Source organism: Cohnella rhizosphaerae (assembly GCF_029525575.1).
Taxonomy (GTDB): Bacteria; Bacillota; Bacilli; order Paenibacillales; family Paenibacillaceae; genus Cohnella; species Cohnella rhizosphaerae.
Genome location: NZ_JAPDIA010000003.1, coordinates 2,375,179 through 2,395,558 on the forward strand (window position 1 = coordinate 2,375,179; position 20,380 = coordinate 2,395,558).

Genomic DNA, 20,380 nt, shown 5'->3' on the forward strand with positions numbered 1-20,380 from the left:
AAAATAGACCGGGGTTCGCCCCCCGTCTATTTTCTTTCGCGGTAAGGGAGGTTAAGCAGATGAAAATCGCGCTGCTGCAGGGCAAGGAACAGCGGGAGAAGGTATTCAAACAGCAGCATCTCGACCGGCTGCGGAAGCTGGGCGACGTCGTCGTGAACGATACCGTCGGCGACCCGTCGGAGGCGCAGCTCGAGACGCTCATCCGGGACGCCGACATCGCGATCACGTCCTGGGGCTGCGGTCCGCTGACCGCGCGGGTGCTGGACGCGGCGCCGAATTTGCGGCTGGTGCTGCACGCCGCCGGCACCGTGAAGCCGATCGTCACGCAGGAGCTGTGGGACAGAGGCGTCCGCGTGTCCAATGCGACGGCCGCGCTCGGCAAGGGCGTGGCGGAGACGGCGCTCGGCTTCACCATCGTGTCGCTCAAGGATATGTGGCGGCTCGTCCGCGAGACGCGCGAAGGCGGCTGGGGCGACGGGACGAACGTGCGGGAGGTGTACAACGTCACGATCGGCGTCGTCGGCGCGGGGAAGGCCGGCTCGCACTATATCAAGCTGCTGCGCCAGTTCGACGTGGACATCGCGCTGTACGACCCGTTCGTCAGCGAGGCGCGGGCGAAGGAGATGGGCGCGCGCAAGGCCGGGCTCGAAGAGCTGCTCGCGCAGAGCGACGTCGTCTCGATTCATCTGCCGTCCTTGCCCGAGACCTACCGCATGTTCAACCGGGAGCGGCTGGCGCTCATGAAGGACGACTGCGTCATCATCAATACGGCCCGCGGCTCGGTCATCGACGAGGAGGCGCTGGCCGAGGAGCTGCGCAAGGGACGGTTTTTCGCTTGCCTGGACGTGACCGATCCCGAGCCGCCGCTTGCCGACCATCCCTTCCGCGGCCTGCCGAACGTCGTGCTCACGCCGCATATCGCGGGGGCCGTCAACAACGGGCTGCAGCGGCTTGCGCAGGCCGTCGTCGAAGACGCGGAGGCGTTCATGGACGGCGAACCGCTCGAAGGCGAAGTGCGGGCGGACCAACTGCACTTGCTGGCTTGAGAAGAAAGGAGCGCAGGCGCAATGGCGAATTACGTGACCATCAGCTGTCTCGGCCCGCGGCCGCTCGCCGTGCCGGCCGAAGTATCGGACGAAGAGGCGATCCTGCGGATGATCGCCCATTGGCAGGCGCAGCTCGACCGGGTGCTGCCGGACCGGCCGGACCTGATCGTCCTGCCGGAGGCCTGCGACAGGCCGGATCCGTTAACCTTTCCGCTCGATCGGCGGCTCTCGTATTACCGCGCGCGCAAGGACCGGATACGCGATTTCTTCGCGGGCGTCGCGCGGCGCCACGGCTTGCTACGTCGCCTATCCGGCGCATACCGAAGCCGCGGACGGCACCTGGCGCAACGCCATGCAGCTCATCGACCGCGAAGGCAACGTCATGGGGGGCTTACCGCAAGAACCATTTGACGCCCGACGAGCATACGCGCGCCAACATCCTGTATGGGCGGGAGGCGCCCCTCTTCGAATGCGACTTCGGCCGGGTCGCGGCCGCGATCTGCTTCGACCTCAACTTCGAGGAGCTGCTGCGGCGCTACGCGGCCGAGAAGCCGGATCTGATCCTGTTCCCTTCGATGTATCACGGCGGGCTGATGCAGGGCTATTGGGCTTATGCCTGCCGCTCCTACTTCGCGGGCGCGGTGGCCGGAGCGCCGTGCACGATCGTGACGCCGCTCGGGGAAGTCGCGGCCAGCAGCACGAACTATTATTCCTTTATTACGACCCGCGTCAATCTCGATTACGCCGTTCTGCATATTGACGAGAACGACGCCAAGTTCCCCGATATCAAGAACAAATACGGCCCTGCGGCCGTCATCCACGATCCGGGCTATCTCGGCTGCGTCCTGCTCTCGAGCGAGTCAGCCGATGTCACGGCGGACGATATCGTAGCCGAGTTCGGGCTCGAGCGGCTCGACGATTACTTCGCCCGGGCGGACCGGGCCAGGCATCTGCCGGGAAGAATGGAGCCCTGACAAGGAGGGATGCGCTGTGAAAATCGGAATCGTCGATCTGGATACGTCTCACCCGAACGCGTGGGTGCCGATCCTGCGACAACTCGGGCACGAGGTCGTCGCCGTATTCGACGGCGGCACGGTGCACGACGCGGGCGCGGCCGAAGCGTTCGCCGCGAAGCACGGCATTGCGGTCGTCTGCGACAGGCTGACGGCCATGCCGGCGCTCGTGGACGCGGCCATCGTCCACAGCGTGAATTGGGATCTGCACGTGGAGCGGGCGCGTCCCTTTGCCGAAGCGGGCAAGGCGATCCTGATCGACAAGCCGATGGCGGGCAACGCGCGCGACATCCGGCAGCTGCTCGCCTGGGCGCGCGCCGGCGTCCGGATCGCGGGCGGCTCGTCGCTGCGCTTCTGCGCCGAAGCCGAGGCGTGGCGCCGGTCGCGCGATCCGGCGGACCGGCTCGTCGCCGCTCTGGCCGGCTGCTCGGTCGACGACTTTAATTATGGCATTCATGCTTACGCGCTGATGCTCGCCATCATGGGTCCTGGAATTGCGAGCGTAAGGTTCGCCGGCGTTCATATCCAGCACCGGATCGAGCTTCTATGGAACGACGGCCGCAGCGGCTATCTTGGCGTCGGCGCGACCGAAGGCTACTTGCCGTTCTACGCGACGATCGTCTCGGAGCGCGAGGTCCGTCATATCCAGGTGGACCCGGACGGGCTGTACCGATCGTTCCTCGCCGCTACGCTGCCGTACTTGGCCGGCGAGCCTGCCGCCGTACCCGCGTTAGGGGGAACTGCTGGAAGCGGAGCTGGCGGCGATCGCCGCCAGGCGCTCCCGGCTCGAAGGGGGGACGCGCCGTCACCCTCGAAGAGGCGGCGGCTGCCTCGGAGCCGGGGTACGACGGAGCGGACTTCGCCATTCGATACCGCATGCAAGCCAGGGGGCAAACGCGATGATCACGATCCAAAAGACGAGCATGGGCACGATCCGGGAGCCGCTCGCCGCGCCATTCGGCTTCAAGGGCGGATACGTCGACGAGCTGTGGCAGTCGGTCGTCTGCCTGGCGGACGAGCGCGGCAACCGGTCTACCGGGCTTGGCGTCCAGAGCGTGCTGTGGTCCGATTCCGACGTGCATGCGAGATGGGGCCACGAGCGGGGCAATGCATTCATGCAGGCGATCACCGCGCATGCGCTCAAGGTCGCGGACGGCGCATCCTTCGCGACGCCGCTGGACCTGTTGGACGACCTGGCCGGCCAGGCCCGCGCTTATGCGGACCGCGAATGGAGCGGAGGTCCGCTCCGCGCGACCTTCGCCTTGAACGCGCTCGTGCCCGTCGACCATGCGGCCTGGGCGCTGCTCGGGAAGAGACATCCGGACGCCGCCTTCTTCGACCTGATCCCGCAAGCCTACCGTTCGACCCTGACGGCCCGCCACGACCGGCTGGCCTGCACGCCGGTGGTCTCCTACGGGATGACTGCGGCGGATGTCGAGTCGCTGCTGGACGAGGGGTACTTCGTCCTGAAGATCAAGCTCGGGTCCGATCCGGACGGCGACGGCGATTCCGCCAAGATGCTGGACTGGGACATCCGCCGTCTGGCGGACATCCACCGGATCGCGCAGAACCGCGACTGCCCGCACACCGGCAACGGGAAGATCGCGTACTATCTGGACATCAACGGACGATACGGCGAGAAGGATACGCTGTGCCGGCTGATCGACGCGGCGGAGCGAATGGGCGCGCTCGACCGCATCCTGGTCGTCGAGGAGCCGTTCCCCGAGCATATCCAAGCGAGCGTCGCGGACCTGCCCGTCCGGGTCGCGGGCGACGAGAGCGTGCACGACGAGGGTGACGCGCTGGCGCGCATCCAGATGGGCTACGGCGCGTTCGCGCTCAAGCCCGTCGCCAAGACGATGAGCATGAGCCTGAGAATCGCCCGGACGGCGGCCGCCTACCGCATTCCGTGCTTTTGCGCCGACCTGACGGCCAATCCCCTCATGGTCGACTGGAACAAAAACCTGGCGGCGCGCCTCGCGCCCCTGCCCGGACTGTCCATGGGACTGATCGAATCCAACGGCGGTCAGAACTACCTGCACTGGGCGGCGATGAAGCGTCGGCATCCGAGACCCGAGGGCGATTGGATCGAGGCGTCTGCCGGGACGTTCAGGCTGACGCCGGACTTCTATGCGACCAGCGGCGGCGCGCTGGACGGCGGCGAATGCTACGCCGACGCGTGCAATCTGCATTAGGGAATCATTTCAACGACTGTAAAATGGTAGTTCACATGCTGTCTATAATGGAGAAAAGTGCGGATTTTGCACTTTTCTCTTTGTTTATTTTCCTGTTAAGGTTAAGGCAGAGGAGGGATCAGCCATGACTCACTACCTGCGAAAATACAGAGAACGCAAATACCTGATGCGCATCATGCTCTCGATCAATCTGTTGATCGTGGCGTCGATGCTCGCTTCCTTGCTGTCCGCGTACATGTATTCGAAGAAGATCAGCCTCGACGCCCAGCGGGAAGCCAACGAGAAGGTGCTCTCCCAGATCAACTACAACATTTCTTACATGAACGAGACGGTCAAAAACTTCGCGATCTCGTTATATTACGATAACGACATGGCGCATCTGCTGTTCAGCCGCGAACCGGACCGGTTCGAGGATACGCTGCGGATCAACAAGCTGAACAAGACGATCGCTTACAATTCGTTCGTCCACTCCATCGTTTTTTACAACAGCAAGCGGGACACCTACTTTACGAGCGGCGACGATTCGATATCGAACCCCAAGAGCAATCTCATGGACATTACGAAGAGCTATCTGGCCGGCACCAAGCCCCTTTACAAAATGCAGCTGATGCCGGTCGCCTATGCGCCCAACACCGAACGTCCGCAAAACATGCAGGAAATTTTCTCGCTCTACATGTACGACTCCATCGATGCCTACAACAAAACCGACAGCGCTCTCATTATTAATATCAAACCGGAATGGCTGTTCCAGAAGCTGGAGCTGATGAACCGCACGTCCGACAATCCGTCCAACCGCATCTTTATCGTGGACCAGAACAAGGAAATCTACAGCCCGATCGCGCCGGTGGACGCCGGGCTCGCCGAGCTCAAAAACGAGATCTACAAGCGGATCGACGCGTCCAAGCAAGAAGTGTCCCAGTTCACCTACGCGTACGGCGGCCAGAAGCAGATCGTGAACTACATGGCGAACGCGTCGACGAATTGGGTCATCGTGGACATCGAGCCTTATACCGGCGTGCTGGCCCAGATCGAGCAGTTGAAAAAGGTGTTCATTACCGTAGCCGCCATCTCCTTTTTCCTGGCGCTTCTCGCTTCTTTGTTCGTATCCAGCAAGTTGTACAATCCGGTCAACGTGCTGCTGAAGCAGACGGCGCGCATGCCCGGCGTGAATCTGCTGGAGCGTCCGCAGGGCAAGGACGAATTCAGCTACGTATCGGACATTTACGACAGTCTGGCCGAGAAGCTGGCATCGGAGCAGTCGCGGCAGGCCGGCAACGAGAACATCATTTACTCCTACAATCTGCGGAAGCTGGTGACCGACAGCACGGCGATTACCGCGGACGAATTGCGTTCCTACCGGGAGCGGGGGTATCTCAAGACCGACCTGGAGTGGCCGTTCATGCTGGGCGTTCTGAAGGTCGACGACTACAAAAAAACTGAAAGCCGCGCGGGGACTGGACCTCAAGCTGCTGCAATTCGCCATTTCCAACATCGTGCAGGAGGTCGTGTCCGAGGTGATCCCCGTCGATGCGGTGGATCTTCGGGAGGAGCACTTCGTGCTGCTGCTGGACATCGGCAAGCCCGACGAGGAAACGTACGAGCGGATCTCGGCGCTCATGCGCAAGTCGCAGAAGATTATCAACGATCTTTATCACATCACCTTTACCGTAGCGCTCAGCGATATCGTGCCTTCGTACAACGAACTGACGTATTCCTACGAACGGACGCTCGATTATTTGCAGTATCGGATGAACGTCGGCGCGAACGCGGTGATCACGCCGGACACGGTCCGGGTCCGGGAGGACAACCACGATGCGCAGATCCCGCCAGAGCTCGAACGCAAGCTGATCGAAGGGATCAAGTCGGGCCGGCAGGAGCAGGTTCACCAGGAGCTCGGACGCATCCGCGGCGTCATCTCCGAGATGAGCTCGGACGCCGTGATTCAGTCGGTCGTCCACGTCGGCATCATCATCAAGCAGACGATCCGGGAGATCAATCAGAACAAGGTGTCGCCGCTGACGCTCGATCTGCGCTCCATCGACGGCCTCGTGTTCGAGAAGGAGACGCTCGAAGAGATTTTCGAAGCGTTCGTGCAGATTTTGGATCCGATCTTCGCGGACCACAAAGAGGTCGTCGAAAACAAGGTGCAGGTCATCGTCGATACGATCAAGGACGTCATTCAGACGAACTACGCCAACGGAAACCTCAGCCTGCAGGAGATCTCAGATTTGCTCAAGATGTCGCCGGCTTACGTGGGACGCATCTTTAAAAAAATACGAAACCGTGTCGGTGGCCGATTACATTAATGAGGTTCGGCTGCAAAATGCCGTTTTGCTGCTCGAAACGAACAATTGGCAGGTCAACGAAATCTCCGAGAAGGTCGGCTTCAGCTCGCAGAGCTACTTTTTCAAGCTGTTCAAGAAGCGCTTCGGGACGACGCCGAAGGATTACCGGATCAAAAAGTCGATGGGAATGTAAGGGAAGTGTGATGGGAATGTAAGGGGATTGTGACAGAAATGCGATAGGGGTGCGGCATGTAATTCACTAAAATCCATATCGAGGAGCGCGGGGAAGGGGAAAAGTGCAGATTTTGCACTTTTTTTCTTTAACGTCCTGCTAGTCTATGAGTGCGGATGAACGCCGATTCGCCATCAGACAAGAGGAGGTATGGTTCTTGTACAAGAAACAGAGATCAAAGCTTGTGTCCAGCATGGCGGCACTAATGATTGCGTTATTGATTTTCGGATTGATTCCGGTTACGGGCGCTCAGGCGGCCGAGCCTGGGACGATCGTTCCGGACGCGGGCAACCAGAGCGTAGCATCGATTACGTATAGCGTGACGGGCGCTACGTATTACGTATCGACGACCGGCGACGACAACGCGGCCGGCTCCGAACAAGCGCCGTTCCAGACCATCAGCCAGTGCGCCGAGGTGCTGCAGCCGGGCGATCTGTGCCTGATCGGCTCGGGTACTTATCGCGAGACGGTCAAACCGGCCGTCAGCGGCACGAGCGACAAGCCGATTACTTATGCGGCCGCGCCCGGCGCGACGGTCGTCATCAGCGGCACCGAACAGATCGGCGGCTGGACGCAGGATGCCGGACATATTTATGTAGCGGACCTTCCGGCGGGGATGGACAGCCTGGGCGACCAGAACCAGCTCTTTATCCGGGACGGCGGAGACGTCACGAAGCTTTGGGAGGCAAGATGGCCCAATATTGACGACTATACGTTTCCCGAGCTGAAGCAGCATGTCGGGATTGCGAGCGGCGGCTCGGAAACGACGCTGTCCAGCGATCAGCTGACGCAGGCCGACGATTACTGGGTCGGCGCGACGATGTGGATGCGGGGCGGCGACGCTTACGATCCGGTGTCGACCAAGATCACCGGTTTTGACGCAGCGACGCATACGCTAAGCTACCCGCTCATCATTCAGAATTTCGACTACATGTGGCCGGAGCTCGGATCAACCTTCTACCTGTCCGGCCTGCGCAGCGAGCTGGATGCGCCGCACGAATGGTACGTCGACTCGGCAGCGCGCAAGGTCTATCTGTGGGCGCCGGACGGCGGCGTGCCCGAGAACGTCGAGATCAAGCAGCGCATGAAAACGTTCGACCTGAGCGGACGCTCTTACATCCATGTCGAAGGGCTGCAGACGTTCGCCGGCAGCATTCCGATGGACGGCGGCGCAAGCTACAACGTGCTCGACGGCATCACGGCCGAGTATTTGTACTTCTCGACCGAATCGCACGGCACGTCCGTCGCCCACCAGCTAAACGGCGGCATCAACATCGGCGGCAGCAACAACGAGATTAAAAACAGCGAAATTTCCTATTCTACCGGTACGCTGGTCAATATCGACGGCAGCAACAACCGGCTCGTGAACAATTCCATTCACGACGGCAGCTACTTTGCGGCCTACGATCCGGTGGTCAAGCTGACAAGCGGCGCGCAGAACCTGATCAGCCACAACGACTTGTATAATTCCGGGCGCTACCTTCTTTACTGGAACCGGGGCAGCGCGGAAATTCAATACAACGATTTTCACGACGGCATGTGGCTGTCCCGCGACGGCGCGCTGATCTACAGCTGGGGCGCCGATATGGGCAACAGCGAGATCCACCACAACCTGATTCACGACAGCCAGGGCACGGACATGAGCGTCGGTCTTTACTTCGACAATTATGCCAACAACGCGGTCGTGCACCACAACGTTATTTACAACAATAACGTCGGCATTCAGCTGAACACGCCGGGCAACTACCGGCTCATCTACAACAACACCGTCGCCAACAACGACGTGAGCAGCATCGGATACTGGGGATCCGCTCCGTATGCGCAAGAGCTGTACGGCTCGCGCGTCTACAACAACATCTTCACGAACAAGGCGGATCTGACGCCGGATACGGCCAGCGGGTTCAACGTCGTATCGGCGAGCGGCGTGAACTTCGTCGATGCGGCGCAAGGAAACTTCCGTCTCGGCGCCGGGTCCACGGCGATCAACACGGGGGCCGTCATCGAGGGGATCACGGACGGCTATGTCGGCGCAGCGCCGGATGCGGGCGCATACGAGTATGGCGGCACGGACTGGACGGTCGGACCGGACTTTGACCATCCGCCGACGCCGACGTATACGCAGATCAATATCCCATATATGAACCTGGTCAAAAACAGCGGTTTCGGAACGCTGGACAATTGGCTCTCCTGGGACTCGACCCTGGCCAAAAACTTCCTTGAGCAAGTGCCGCGCGCAACCGGTACTGAAGTGTGGAAGAACAGAGGCTATCAAACCAGGCTGAAGCTCGCAAAGGGCGGCGGCGAAGAGCAGAGGATCAACAACCTCAAGCCGAACACCGATTATAAACTGGTCGCTTGGGTTTACAACGAACCCGGAGAAAAGGTTATCGTCGGCGTGACGAAGTTCGGCGAACCCGATAGAGACGTTTCGACGGCGGAAGAAAAGTATACGCGTTTGGAAGTGCCGTTCCGGACGGGCGCCACGAACACGTTTGCCATTATCCGTGTGTACAAGAGCGGCAATGTCCAAACGAACGGTTATTCCTATGCGGACGATTTCGGCGTGTTCGAGACTACGCCGTTTGAATCCGGCGTCAGCGATTCGCTGCTCAAGGAAGTAAGCATCAACCTGTCGAATACGAACCTTACGGTAGGCGGCACTGGCACGATCCCGCTGGTCGGCAAGCAGCAGAACGACCAGGCAGCCGATCTGTCCGACGCCGATGTCACGTTCACGTCGAGCGACAGCAGCGTGCTGCGCATCGACGGCGCGACCGGCGGCGCAGCATCCTATACGGCGCTGGCGCCGGGACAGGTGACGATCGAGGCGATCGCCGTCAAGGACGGCATTACGAAGGCCGCTACCAAGGTCGTCACGGTATTCCCGGACGGGCAGCAGTCCCCGATCGGCGACTGGTCCGTGCGGACTTACGGCACGAACAGCCGCGGCTTCGCCACGGTGGCGAACGCGACCTATACGTTGATCGGCCAAGGCGACAACGTCTGGAACGTGTCCGACGACTTCGTGTATTTCAGCAAGCCCGTGCACGTGAACGACACGAATGCGAAGGTTACGCTGACCGCAACCATCGACTCGCTCGGCGCCGGCGATCCGGCTTCGGTCGGCCTGATGCTGCGCGCCGAGGATACGGCGGATTCCAAGCACGTGCATTTCCGCACGGACGGTACCGGCAAGGTGCTTCGCTACGTATTCCGCAACGAGGAGAGCATTCTGGACGCGCAGAAGCCCGTGGCTCAGCAGAAGTATTGGGGTTCGCAGACCGGTCTGCTGCTCGACTACCAAGGCAAGAGCATCGATGCGCCGTTCCAGATGAAGCTGGTCAAGCAAGGCGATGCCGTCGAAGGATTTTATTTTAAAGAAAACGCATGGGTATCGATCGGCAGCACGACCGTCGAATTCGAAGACGGCGACTTCCTGGCAGGCATCGGCATGTTCTCCGGCGCGAACAAAATGCCGGTGAAGGCCGTCATCTCCAAGCTCGAAGTCACGGTCGAGGGCGATACGCCGGATCCTGAGCCGTCGACCTCTCCGACGCCAACGCCGACGACTACACCTACGCCGACTCCGACACCTACGTCGACGCCGACGCCATCTCCGGTATCGTCGCCGTCGCCTACGCCAACGCCGACCGCGTCGCCGACACCTGCGCCGGCACCGACATCGGGCGCCGCGATCTTCAAGGATGTAGACGCGAAGTACGGCTGGGCGGACGAAGCGATCGGCACGCTCGCCGCCGCGGGCATCATCCAGGGCACGAACGAATCGACGTTCGATCCGGCCAAGCCGATCACGCGCGCCGACTTCATGACGCTGCTCGTGCGGATGCTCGATATTAAAGCGGACGTAGACCGCGCCGGCAATTTTATGGACGTCTCGGAGAACGATTATTTCTACGACACGCTCGCCGTCGTGAAGAAGCTCGGCATCACCAACGGCGTGGACGGCGTCAACTTTAATCCGCGGGCTGAGATCTCGCGCCAGGATATGATGGTGCTGATCGCAAGAGCGCTGGAGCTGACCGGCAAGCTCGATCTGACCGGCGGGCCGGCGGATCTGACCACGTTCAAGGACGGAGACGACGTCTCGGGCTATGCGAGGGAAGCCGTAGGCGCGATGGTCGGCGCCGGCATCGTCCAGGGGGAGCGGCGGACAGTTGAAGCCGGATGCCTCTGCGACGAGAGCCGAGACCGCGACGATGCTGTACCGCATCTTCAAGCGGCTATAATCCGCTTTTGCGACTGGAACGCCTAATTCAATTGATGCATTAGAACTTAACAGAAGGAGAATTGTCATGACCCACCCCGACGCGCCGTTCGAAACCCGGTGCCTGCATTCCCTGGAGAAGGTATTCGCGGACGAACCGCTGAGCGCGGTCCCGCGCGCGCGCGGCTCGGCGCTCAAGGGCGAGACCTACGCCTTTCAGGTCGCTTACCGCGCGCCGAGGTTGACCAAGCAGATCGCCGTGAGCGCGCATTCCGCGCTCGGAGACCGCGTCTCCCTCAGATCCGTGGGATTGTCGCCGGCGGAGCTGGCCAGCCAGTACGACCACGATGACTACATCCTTCGGTCGACGCCGGGGCTGTACCCCGATCCGCTGTTCCCGATCCAGGAGGAAAAGGGAGTGACCGGTTTTCGCCATCAGTGGCGGTCGGTGTGGATTACGGTAACGACCGATGCCGATACCCCGGCGGGCATTCATCCCGTCTTCGTCCGGTTCGCGGGCGAGGACGGCGAACCGCTCGGGGGAGGCGCGCTTCGAGCTGGAGGTGATCGGCGCGGAGCTGCCTCCGCAGACGCTTCTTCATACCGAATGGTTTCATGGCGATTGCCTGGCTAATTATTACGGCGTCGAAGTGTTCGGAGAAGCGCACTGGTCGCTCGTCGAGCGCTATCTGGACACGGCCGCGCGGCACGGCATGAACATGGTGCTGACCCCGTTGTTTACGCCGCCGCTCGACACCGCGGTCGGCGGCGAGCGGCCGACGGTTCAACTGGTGGACGTGACGAAGGACGGGGACTGTTACGTTTTCGGGTTCGAACGGTTGGAGCGCTGGGTCGCGATGTGCGACCGGGTCGGCATTCAGTATTTTGAATTCTCGCATCTGTTCACGCAATGGGGCGCGAAGCACGCGCCTAAGATTATGGCGGACGACAACGGGACGTATCGGCGGATTTTCGGTTGGGACACGGACTCCGCAGGCGAGGAATACAGAGCGTTCCTCGGCGCGTTCCTGCCGTGCCTGGTCGCCTTTCTTCGCCGGCGCGGGCTCATGGACCGCAGCTATTTCCACATTTCCGACGAACCGCTTGCAGAGCATATGCCCTGGTACCGCGGCGCGAGCGAGCTGATGCAGGCGCATCTTGGCGAGCTGCCGATCATCGACGCGCTCACCGACTACGCTTATTACGAGCAGGGTCTCGTGCGGCGGCCGATACCGTCCAACGATCATATCGGCCCTTTCCTGGAGCGGGGCGTGCCGGAGCTGTGGACCTACTACTGCTGCGCGCAATACAAGCAGGTGTCCAACCGGTTTTTCAACATGCCGTCTGCCCGCAACCGCGTGATCGGCATTCAGCTCTACAAGTTTCAAATCGCCGGATTCCTGCACTGGGGCTACAACTTCTGGAATACGCAGTATTCGCTCGAGGCGATCGACCCTTATCGCGTGACCGATGCGGGCAATGCGTTTCCTTCGGGCGACGCGTTCCTCGTCTACCCGGGGGCGGACGGGACGCCCGTCGAATCGATCCGCTTGGAGGTGTTCTACGAAGCCCTTCAGGACCTGCGCGCGCTGCAGCTGCTAGAAGGCTTCGTCGGCCGCGAGCGCGTGCTCGCGCTGATCGAGGAAGGACTGGAGGAGCCGCTGACGTTCAGCGCGTATCCGCGGGACGCCGAGTGGCTGCTCGGCTTGAGAGAATCGGTGAACGCGGCGATCAAGGCGCATATCGGTTAATACGAACGCGGCGCAGGACGACACGTCCTGCGCCGTCATTTTGCCAAGGAGTGAATCCCAGTGAACGGAACTTCCGACAAGGCTGGCGCGTTGGGCGAGCCTGTCAACGTCGTCATCGTGGGCGCGGGCAGCCGCGCGATGAATTATGCCTCTTATTCGTTGAAGCATCCGAAGGCCATGCGGGTCGTCGGCGTCGTCGAGCCCGATCCGAAGCGACGGGCGCATACGGCGAGACTGTACGGTCTGCCGGCGGACAGGTGCTTTGAGAGCGTCGAAGCGCTCGTCGCCCGGCCGCAGCTGGCGGACGCCGTCATCAACGGGACGCTGGACGCGCTGCACGTACGGACGACGCTGCCGCTGCTCCGCAAGGGCTACGACGTACTGCTGGAAAAGCCGATCGGCATCTCGGAGGAAGAGGTCCTCGAGCTCTATCGCGTCGCCGAGGCGCACGAACGTAAGGTGATGATCTGCCACGTGCTGCGCTACGCACCCTTTTACCAGGCTTTGAACCAGGTCATCCGTAGCGGCGAGATCGGCGACGTCGTCCATGTCCAGACGGAGGAGAACGTCGACTATCACCATATGGCGACCGCCTTCGTACGGGGCAAGTTCGCGAGCCTGGAGCGGGACGGCTCCTCTTTTCTCATGGCCAAATGCTGTCACGATCTCGACTTGATCTCCTGGTTCAAGACCGGCGTCAAGCCGGTCCGCGTCGGCAGCTTCGGCCGGCGCTCGCAGTTCCGCGAGGACCGTGCGCCCGAAGGAGCGGGTACAAGATGCGTGACGGATTGTCCGATCGAAGCGACATGTCCTTACTCCGCCAAGACGCTCTATGTCGAGCGGGGGACTGTGGCCGGTGTACGTGTGGCCGGGTTACCTGGACGGCGTGCGGCTGAGCGACGAGGAGAAGCTGGCCAGCCTGGCTGTCGACAATCGGTTCGGCCGCTGCGTATGGCGCTGCGACAACGATATCGTGGATCATCAGGTCGTGCAGTTCGCGTTCGAGGACGGGAGCACGGCCGCTCACAGCCTTGTGGGCGGCGCCGCCAAGGCATGCAGGACCGTGCATATCACGGGGACCAAGGGAGAGATTTACGGCGAGCTGGAGGAAGGCGCGTTCGTCGTCCGGCATCCCGATCCGTGGACGGAAGGCGGCGTTTATTCGGAGCGAAAAGTCGACATCGGGGTGTCCGGGGGAAATGCACGGGGGGAGGCGATCATCGTCTCGTCGAGGATTTCCTGCGGGTCGTCCGGGGCGATCCCGACGCGGGCTATTCGACCGCTCTGGCGCACTCGATCGTCGGGCATGTGTCGGGCTTCCGCGCGGACGTATCGATGGCGACGGGGCGGACGGTCGAGATTGATTGGGACGACGTATTCGTTTGAAGCGGGGCCGAGAAGGTTATATAGAAAGGAGCTTGAGCCTATCAGTTAAAAACGCGAAGCGCTTAATGGAGGGATGATCCGATGGCCGACCAATATACGATGCAGGATCCGACGCAGCAGTATCCGAAGGCGGGACCCGAATATATGCAGGAGCAGGAGCCGCCGGGACTCCAGGTCGAGATGACCCCGATCCCCGACTGCGGCGAACGGACGTACCGCGGCACGGGACGGCTCGCCGGGCGCAAGGCGATCGTGACCGGGGCGGACAGCGGCATCGGCCGCGCCGTGGCGATCGCCTTCGCGCGCGAGGGCGCCGACGTCGTGCTGTCGTATTTGCCGGAGGAGGAAGCGGACGCCCGGCAGGTCGTCAAGCTGGTGGAGGAGGCGGGGAGCAGGGCCGTCGCGGTGCCGGGCGACCAGAAGGACGAGGCCTACTGCGAGCAACTGGTCGAGACCGCGGTCCGCGAGCTCGGCGGCCTCGACATCCTCGCGAACGTGGCGGGCATGCAGCAGTTCGTGACGGACATCGCGGAGCTCACGACCGAGCAGTTCGACGCGACGTTCAAGACGAACGTGTACGGCCTGTTCTGGATCTGCAAGGCGGCGATCAAGCACATGAAGCCGGGCGGCACGATCATCAATACGTCGTCCATCCAGGCATACAAGCCTGCGCCGATTCTGCTCGATTACGCCACGACGAAGGGCGCGATCAACGTGTTCAGCAAGGCGCTTGCCCAGCAGGTGGCGAGCAAGGGCATCCGCGTCAACGTCGTCGCGCCGGGACCGGTCTGGACGCCGCTCCAGGTCGCCGGCGGCCAGCCGACGGAGAAGCTGGCGAAGTTCGGCGAGACGACGCCGCTCGGCCGTCCGGGCCAGCCGGCGGAGATGGCGCCGGCGTACGTGTACCTGGCGAGCCAGGAATCCAGCTACGTCAGCGGCGAGACGCTGAACGCGAACGGCGGCACGCCGACGCCTTGAATCGCATGAGGCGGAGCGGTTAACGGCCGGCGGGATGATACGGGACGAAGCGATTTCGGCTTCGTCCCGTTTTGTCGTTTTGCGTTCTTTTTCACACCTTTATCGCGCCCTTCCGATAGCCCGTTTTCCGCCTCGCTACTCATCGATCGCAGTGCTGACTCTCGCGGCCTCTCTTTTCCGTTGCGCGATCATTTCGAATATACTAAATAGAGTCATCTCCAATTCGATCTATAAAGGAGCGCCTTGCCATGGATGAAAACCGCCACGCGTTCGCATCGACGGAAGCCTACATCGCGACCTTCCCGCCCGAGATTCAGCGTCTGCTGCAGGACGTCCGGGCTACGATCCGCTCGGCCGCGCCGGAAGCGAAGGAGAAGATCAGTTATCAAATGCCGACTTTCGATCTGCACGGCAACCTGGTCCACTTCGCGGCGTTCAAAAACCATATCGGATTTTATCCGGGCGCCGACGGCATCGCGGCGTTTAAGGACGAGCTGTCGGCGTACAAGGGGGCGAAGGGCTCGGTGCAGTTCCCGCTCGACAGGCCGCTGCCGCTCGAGCTGATCGGCCGAATCACGGTTTACAGGGCGATTCAGAACAAATCGCGAGCCGAAGCGAAGCGCGGCAAAAAAAGCTTGAAGCTCGGGCGGTCCTTGGAGCGGCGGTCGGGCAGCCTACCGGCCCAGCGGCTCTAGCAGAGCGGGGGATTCGCCGATGGGCCATCGTCTGGCCTAGTTCCCATGCTCAGAAGTATGCCGCTGCTCGAGATTAGCGTGGCGCAGCGACGTCCGGACCGAGCGGGTTTGCTCCTGCTTGGGGCTACCGTGGCGCAGCGACGCCCGGACCGAGCGGATTTGTTTCTACCTGGGACTACCGTGGCGCTGCGACGCCCGGACCGAGCGGGTTTGTTTCTACCTGGGACTACCGTGGCGCAGCGACGCCCGGACCGAGCGGATTTGTTTCTGCCTGGGACTACCGTGGCGCAGCGATGCCCGGACCGAGCGGGTTTGTTTCTACCTGGGACTACCGAGCTGCAGCGACGTTTGGACTGAGCGGGTTTGTTTCTACTTGGGACTACCGTGACGCAGGCGCCTGGACCGAGCGGGTTTGTTTCTACCTGAGACTACCGTGGCGCTGCGACGCCCGGACCGAGCGGGTTTGTTTCTACCTGGGACTACCGAGCTGCAGCGACGCCTGGACCGAGCGGGTTTTTTTCTACCTGGGACTACCGTGGCGCTGCGACGCCCGGACCGGGCGGGTTTGTTTCTACCTGGGACTACCGAGCTGCAGCGATGCCCGGACCGAGCGGATTTGTTTCTACCTGGGACTACCGAGCTGCAGCGACGCCTGGACCGAGCGGGTTTGTTTCTACCTGGGACTACCGTGGCGCAGCGACGCCCGGACCGAGCGGATTTGTTTCTGCCTGGGACTACCGTGGCGCAGCGATGCCCGGACCGAGCGGGTTTGTTTCTACCTGAGACTACCGTGGCGCAGCGATGCCCGGACCGAGCGGGTTTGTTTCTAAAGAAGACTAAACGACTCACGCTAATACCCGCAACCCGATTCGAGCTAGCGTCCAGCCGTCAAGCTAACGACCCCCGCTCCATCCATTCTGCAATCCAAAGGAGGACTTTGCGTGAATTTTAAACTGGAAGAAGCGATCGCCATCCTTAGCCGCACGCCGCAGACGCTCGATTCTCTCCTGTCCGGACTGCCCGAAGGCTGGCTGGACTGCGACGAAGGAGAAGGCACCTGGAGCCCGGACGAAGTCGTCGGCCACCTGATCGAGGGGGGAGAAGACGAACTGGATTCCGCGTCTGGCATTTATTTTGCAAGAGGGCGAGAGCAAGCCGTTTCCCGCGTTCGACCGGCATGCGCACCTGAGCGCCGAGCCACGGACGACGAACCGGAAGCTTGAAGAGTTCTCCGAGCTCAGAACCCGCAGCATCGAGCGCCTGCGGGCGCTCGTCGATACCGACGATGTCCTGGAGCGGACCGGCGCGCATCCGGCGTTCGGCACGGTCAAAGCCAGGGAGCTCGTCTCCGCATGGGTCGTGCACGATCTGACGCATCTTGCGCAGATCGTCAGGACGATGGCGCAGCGCTACAAGACGGATGTCGGCCCATGGGTTCAGTACTTGGGCATTCTTAACCGTTGAGCGAGTCTCTTGGCACGCGCCGAACCGTCTCGTTTTTCATTGACGCTCCCCTGCCCGCATAATAAACTGGAAATAACGGATTTATTTTGTAAGGGGCTTTGCGTTTGCGTTCGAACCGGCTCCTCGGATCGTTCGGCGGCCACGCCAAAGCGGATACGCCGGTGCCGTCGAACGCGTCGATCTTCATTCAAAAAATGCAGGATTCCCGCAGCGCAATCGTCGGCAATATGAGATAAGCGGGCAGGTCCCGCGCGGAAACGGAAGAGCGGCCATGACCAGAGAAGACATCATCGCGTTTCTGGGCGACCATGCCCTGCTGCGCGGCATACCCGAACCAGAGCTCCGCATCGCGGCCGCTTCGATCGAGCCCGTCTCGTTCGAGGACGGCCGTTCGCTGCTTGTGGAGGGCGATACGGGAACGGATTGTTACTTTATCAAGCGCGGTTCGGTACAAGTGTCCTCGCGCAATCTGGTAGGCAAGACGCTCTTGCTCGCCGAGCTTGGACCCGGTGCGCTCGTCGGCGAGATCGGGCTGCTGCGCCGCGAGCGCCGGACCGCGACGGTGACGGCCATCGGCGAAGTCGAGGCGCTGCGGCTGGACCGGCGTTCGTTCGAGCTGCTCGCCGAGCGCAGTCCGCTATTCCACGAGAGCCTCCTGCTCACGGTCCGGATCCGCATGATCCACCGTTTGCTGCGCAAGGCCTCGATCTGGTCCGATATCCCCGACGCCGAGCTCCGCGGCCTGGCGGAGATTACGACGGTCCTTCCCATAAAGAAAGGCGACGTCCTCGTTCGGGAGGGCGATGCGGCCGACCGCTTTTATATGATCGGCGCGGGACGCGTCGACGTTCGCGCGGCAGGAAGGCGAAAAACGCAGCTTCGGGAAGGCGACTTTTTCGGCGAGATCGGTCTGCTGTCCGGTACGCCGGCCGAGGCGACGGCGACGGCCGCCGAAGACGGCGAGCTGCTCGTGATGGGCAAAAGCGAATTTCAGTACATATTGGACTATTACGCGCCCGTGCGCCGGCAGTTCATGGAGATGCTCCGCATTCGGGCGCCGCATCTGACGCCGCGGTCCGTGGGCGCCGCAACGCCTGCCGTCGTGACCGATCCCGCGCTGCCCAGGGCCAAGGAGCGGTGGGTCGACGCGCTGCTGTGGCTGGGCGGCGCCTTTGTCCTGCTGACCGTTCTCGCCGTGATCGCGCGCAGCGACTGGCTGAGCTTCGTCACGCTGATCGTCGGCGGCTTCGTAGGTCCCGTGACATTCGTCGCTTATATTCGGGGACATCAACTGCTGGGGTTCAGCACCATTCGTCTCGGCCTGATCTTCCTTTCTTCCGCGGTCGTCGCCGTCCCGTTGGCCTGGTATTTGGAGCATGTGTCGCTCTTCGGCGCGGATCAGGGCGACTTCACGCGCTTCAGGGCGCCCTTGACGGTATCCGTCATCGAAGAAGGAGCCAAGCTGCTCGTCTGCCTGGCGCTGCTTCGAACGAAGCAGATGCGCTTCCTGATGGACGCCGTCGTCTTCGGCGCGGCGGCGGGCATGGGGTTCGCGGCGATCGAGAGCGTGATCTACGGCTGGTCCCATCTTGGCGAAGCATCGTCCGCGGGCATGCTGTCCGTGCTCTGGATCCGCGCGCTGCTGTCGCCCTTCGGCCACGGCACCTGGACGGCGATCGCCGCGGCCGGCATCTGGATCGCCGCGGCGCGCGCTTCCGGCGCGGGGCCGGGGACGAGGCTGCGCATTCGGCCGTGGAGCGCGCTCATTCTCCTCGCGGCCGTCGTCGCGCTGCATGCGCTCTGGGATCTGCGGTTCGCAGGCGGCCTCGCGAAGGTAGGACTGATGGCCGCGGTCGGAGGCGCAGGCATCGGTCTTCTCTACTTGCTGGTCCGCGCGGGCAGCAGGGAAGAACACCAAGCCTTCGCGGCGCTGAATCCGTACGTCCAAGAGCCGGTGCGGCACGTCGACGCCGTTCCGCAAGCGTCCGGCGAGCTTCGCTGCGACGGCTGCGGCACCGTCTCCCCGCGGGAGACGCGCTACTGCGCCCGCTGCGGCCGCGCGCTGAGGGCCAAAGGGTGAACGCCACGCGCGGCAAATAGAGCCCGGCGTACGACTCTTAAAAAATAGAGTAACGTCTTACGCCGCTGTTACGTATTCACCATATAAGGCGGCGACGCCGCCGCGCTGTCGAAGGCAATCGCGCAAAGGGATATTTTGTTTGCGGCCCTCGAATCCTAGCGTTATATGGTACTATTTAAGTATATGAACTGAGCGCCCGATCGATCGCATATTCATAGCATAGCAGGCATAGCGAGCGGACCGGACATCCATACACAGAGGGAAGGGGCTACGAGCGTTGGTCGCCAAGAACTATTTGAAAATGCTGGGGGTCGTGGTCGGCGCGGCCCTCGTGAATATTATCGCGCTGTCGCCCGCCTTCGCCGGCCTGACGATCGGCGGCGGCGCGTTCGAGACGGCGCTGGGCGTGACGCTGCTGGCCGCGAGCGCCATCGCGATCATTTACGGCAGCTACAACTGGCTCTACAGATCGTCGATCGTGCTGGCTGCCTCCAAGCCGATCAAGACCCGCGAGGACTATGCGAGCGCGCTTGCGCAGTACGGCAAGGTCCGCGCGCTAGCGGAGGATATCGCGCTGGCGCTGGAGCAGATGGACCGCATGGACAAGAAAAAAGCGACGCTGCTTAAAGTGCTCCACCAGCGCTTCGATCCCGCGGAGATGAGCTTCTCCAAGTTTTCCGGGGTGGCCGAAGAAGTGGAGAATCTATTCTATTTGAACATTAAGAGCGTGCTCAACCGGCTCGGCGTGTTCGACGAAGCCGAGTACGAGCGGGTGATGACGCGCAAGTCGGCGCGCTACTCGCCGAAGCTGCTCCAGGAGAAAACCGATTTTTACAACGAATACATGTCCTACATCAAGCACGCGATCGGCACCAACGAGGAGATGCTCCTGCAGCTCGACAAGCTGCTGCTGGAGATCTCGCGCCTGGACAGCATCGAGCCGGGCGACATCGAGCGGATGCCGGCCATGGTGGAGATCGACTCGCTGATCAAGCAAACCAAGTACTATAAACAGTAAGGGGTGCAAGCG

15 protein-coding genes and 2 pseudogenes are annotated in these 20,380 nt (G+C 61.9%); all 17 read left to right on the forward strand.

The annotated features are described in order from the left end of the window. Window positions 1–59: 59 nt before the first annotated feature. The 17 genes and pseudogenes from OMP40_RS16180 to OMP40_RS16255 all read left to right on the forward strand — a co-directional run bounded on the left by OMP40_RS16180 (window position 60) and on the right by OMP40_RS16255 (window position 20,368). Window positions 60–1,046 carry a hydroxyacid dehydrogenase gene (locus OMP40_RS16180; RefSeq protein WP_277532739.1) on the forward strand — a complete coding sequence of 329 codons (987 nt, stop codon included), beginning with the start codon at window positions 60–62 and terminating at the stop codon, window positions 1,044–1,046. Between the two features lie 21 nt (window positions 1,047–1,067). Then, window positions 1,068–1,457 (forward strand): hypothetical protein, encoded by a 390-nt coding sequence (locus tag OMP40_RS16185; protein WP_277532740.1) that lies wholly within the window; start codon window positions 1,068–1,070, stop codon window positions 1,455–1,457. Then, window positions 1,454–2,020: a nitrilase-related carbon-nitrogen hydrolase gene (locus OMP40_RS16190; RefSeq protein ID WP_277532741.1), complete on the forward strand. Its 567-nt coding sequence runs from the start codon at window positions 1,454–1,456 to the stop codon at window positions 2,018–2,020. Before OMP40_RS16185 ends, OMP40_RS16190 begins: the two co-directional genes overlap by 4 nt. A 121-nt stretch (window positions 2,021–2,141) precedes the next feature. Further along, window positions 2,142–2,315: pseudogene (locus OMP40_RS41835) on the forward strand (hypothetical protein); the annotation flags it as partial. A gap of 643 nt (window positions 2,316–2,958) precedes the next feature. Then, window positions 2,959–4,254 (forward strand): enolase-like domain-containing protein, encoded by a 1,296-nt coding sequence (locus tag OMP40_RS16200; RefSeq protein ID WP_277532745.1) that lies wholly within the window; start codon window positions 2,959–2,961, stop codon window positions 4,252–4,254. Window positions 4,255–4,378: 124 nt separating this feature from the next. Then, window positions 4,379–6,523 carry a hypothetical protein gene (locus OMP40_RS16205; protein WP_277532746.1) on the forward strand — a complete coding sequence of 715 codons (2,145 nt, stop codon included), beginning with the start codon at window positions 4,379–4,381 and terminating at the stop codon, window positions 6,521–6,523. A gap of 20 nt (window positions 6,524–6,543) precedes the next feature. After that, window positions 6,544–6,732, forward strand: a complete 189-nt coding sequence (locus OMP40_RS16210) for a helix-turn-helix transcriptional regulator (protein ID WP_277532748.1) — start codon at window positions 6,544–6,546, stop codon at window positions 6,730–6,732. Window positions 6,733–6,928: 196 nt separating this feature from the next. After that, window positions 6,929–11,044, forward strand: coding sequence for an S-layer homology domain-containing protein (locus OMP40_RS16215; protein WP_277532750.1), 4,116 nt, complete (start codon window positions 6,929–6,931; stop codon window positions 11,042–11,044). Between the two features lie 40 nt (window positions 11,045–11,084). Then, window positions 11,085–11,630, forward strand: coding sequence for a carbohydrate-binding protein (locus OMP40_RS40180; protein ID WP_338131133.1), 546 nt, complete (start codon window positions 11,085–11,087; stop codon window positions 11,628–11,630). Continuing rightward, the gene (locus OMP40_RS16220; protein WP_338131134.1) at window positions 11,560–12,747 is read left to right on the forward strand and encodes a DUF4091 domain-containing protein; all 1,188 of its coding nucleotides are present in this window, start codon (window positions 11,560–11,562) and stop codon (window positions 12,745–12,747) included. The genes OMP40_RS40180 and OMP40_RS16220 overlap by 71 nt, the downstream gene beginning before the upstream one ends. Before the next feature lie 60 nt (window positions 12,748–12,807). Next, on the forward strand, window positions 12,808–14,133 hold the full coding sequence (locus OMP40_RS16225) for a Gfo/Idh/MocA family protein (RefSeq protein WP_277532752.1): 1,326 nt from the start codon (window positions 12,808–12,810) through the stop codon (window positions 14,131–14,133). Between the two features lie 81 nt (window positions 14,134–14,214). Continuing rightward, on the forward strand, window positions 14,215–15,111 hold the full coding sequence (locus tag OMP40_RS16230) for an SDR family oxidoreductase (protein ID WP_277532753.1): 897 nt from the start codon (window positions 14,215–14,217) through the stop codon (window positions 15,109–15,111). Window positions 15,112–15,359: 248 nt separating this feature from the next. Next, complete coding sequence (locus OMP40_RS16235; RefSeq protein ID WP_277532755.1) at window positions 15,360–15,806, forward strand: iron chaperone; 447 nt, start codon at window positions 15,360–15,362, stop codon at window positions 15,804–15,806. A 941-nt stretch (window positions 15,807–16,747) separates the two neighbouring features. Continuing rightward, window positions 16,748–17,270: pseudogene (locus OMP40_RS16240) on the forward strand (DinB family protein). A gap of 104 nt (window positions 17,271–17,374) precedes the next feature. Further along, entirely contained in the window at window positions 17,375–17,506 is a 132-nt protein-coding gene (locus OMP40_RS16245) for a hypothetical protein (RefSeq protein ID WP_277532757.1), read from the forward strand. Window positions 17,507–17,541: 35 nt separating this feature from the next. Further along, window positions 17,542–19,350, forward strand: coding sequence for a cyclic nucleotide-binding domain-containing protein (locus OMP40_RS16250; RefSeq protein ID WP_277532758.1), 1,809 nt, complete (start codon window positions 17,542–17,544; stop codon window positions 19,348–19,350). Window positions 19,351–19,627: 277 nt separating this feature from the next. Further along, window positions 19,628–20,368 carry a hypothetical protein gene (locus OMP40_RS16255; protein ID WP_277532760.1) on the forward strand — a complete coding sequence of 247 codons (741 nt, stop codon included), beginning with the start codon at window positions 19,628–19,630 and terminating at the stop codon, window positions 20,366–20,368. Window positions 20,369–20,380 lie beyond the last annotated feature (12 nt).

Coding starts and splice junctions, on each gene's coding strand:
- OMP40_RS16200 (WP_277532745.1), top strand. CDS start 2,959: ATGATCACGATCCAAAAGACGAGCATGGGCACGATCCGGGAGCCGCTC.
- OMP40_RS40180 (WP_338131133.1), top strand. CDS start 11,085: ATGACCCACCCCGACGCGCCGTTCGAAACCCGGTGCCTGCATTCCCTG.
- OMP40_RS16235 (WP_277532755.1), top strand. CDS start 15,360: ATGGATGAAAACCGCCACGCGTTCGCATCGACGGAAGCCTACATCGCG.
- OMP40_RS16250 (WP_277532758.1), top strand. CDS start 17,542: ATGACCAGAGAAGACATCATCGCGTTTCTGGGCGACCATGCCCTGCTG.
- OMP40_RS16230 (WP_277532753.1), top strand. CDS start 14,215: ATGGCCGACCAATATACGATGCAGGATCCGACGCAGCAGTATCCGAAG.
- OMP40_RS16185 (WP_277532740.1), top strand. CDS start 1,068: ATGGCGAATTACGTGACCATCAGCTGTCTCGGCCCGCGGCCGCTCGCC.
- OMP40_RS16180 (WP_277532739.1), top strand. CDS start 60: ATGAAAATCGCGCTGCTGCAGGGCAAGGAACAGCGGGAGAAGGTATTC.
- OMP40_RS16205 (WP_277532746.1), top strand. CDS start 4,379: ATGACTCACTACCTGCGAAAATACAGAGAACGCAAATACCTGATGCGC.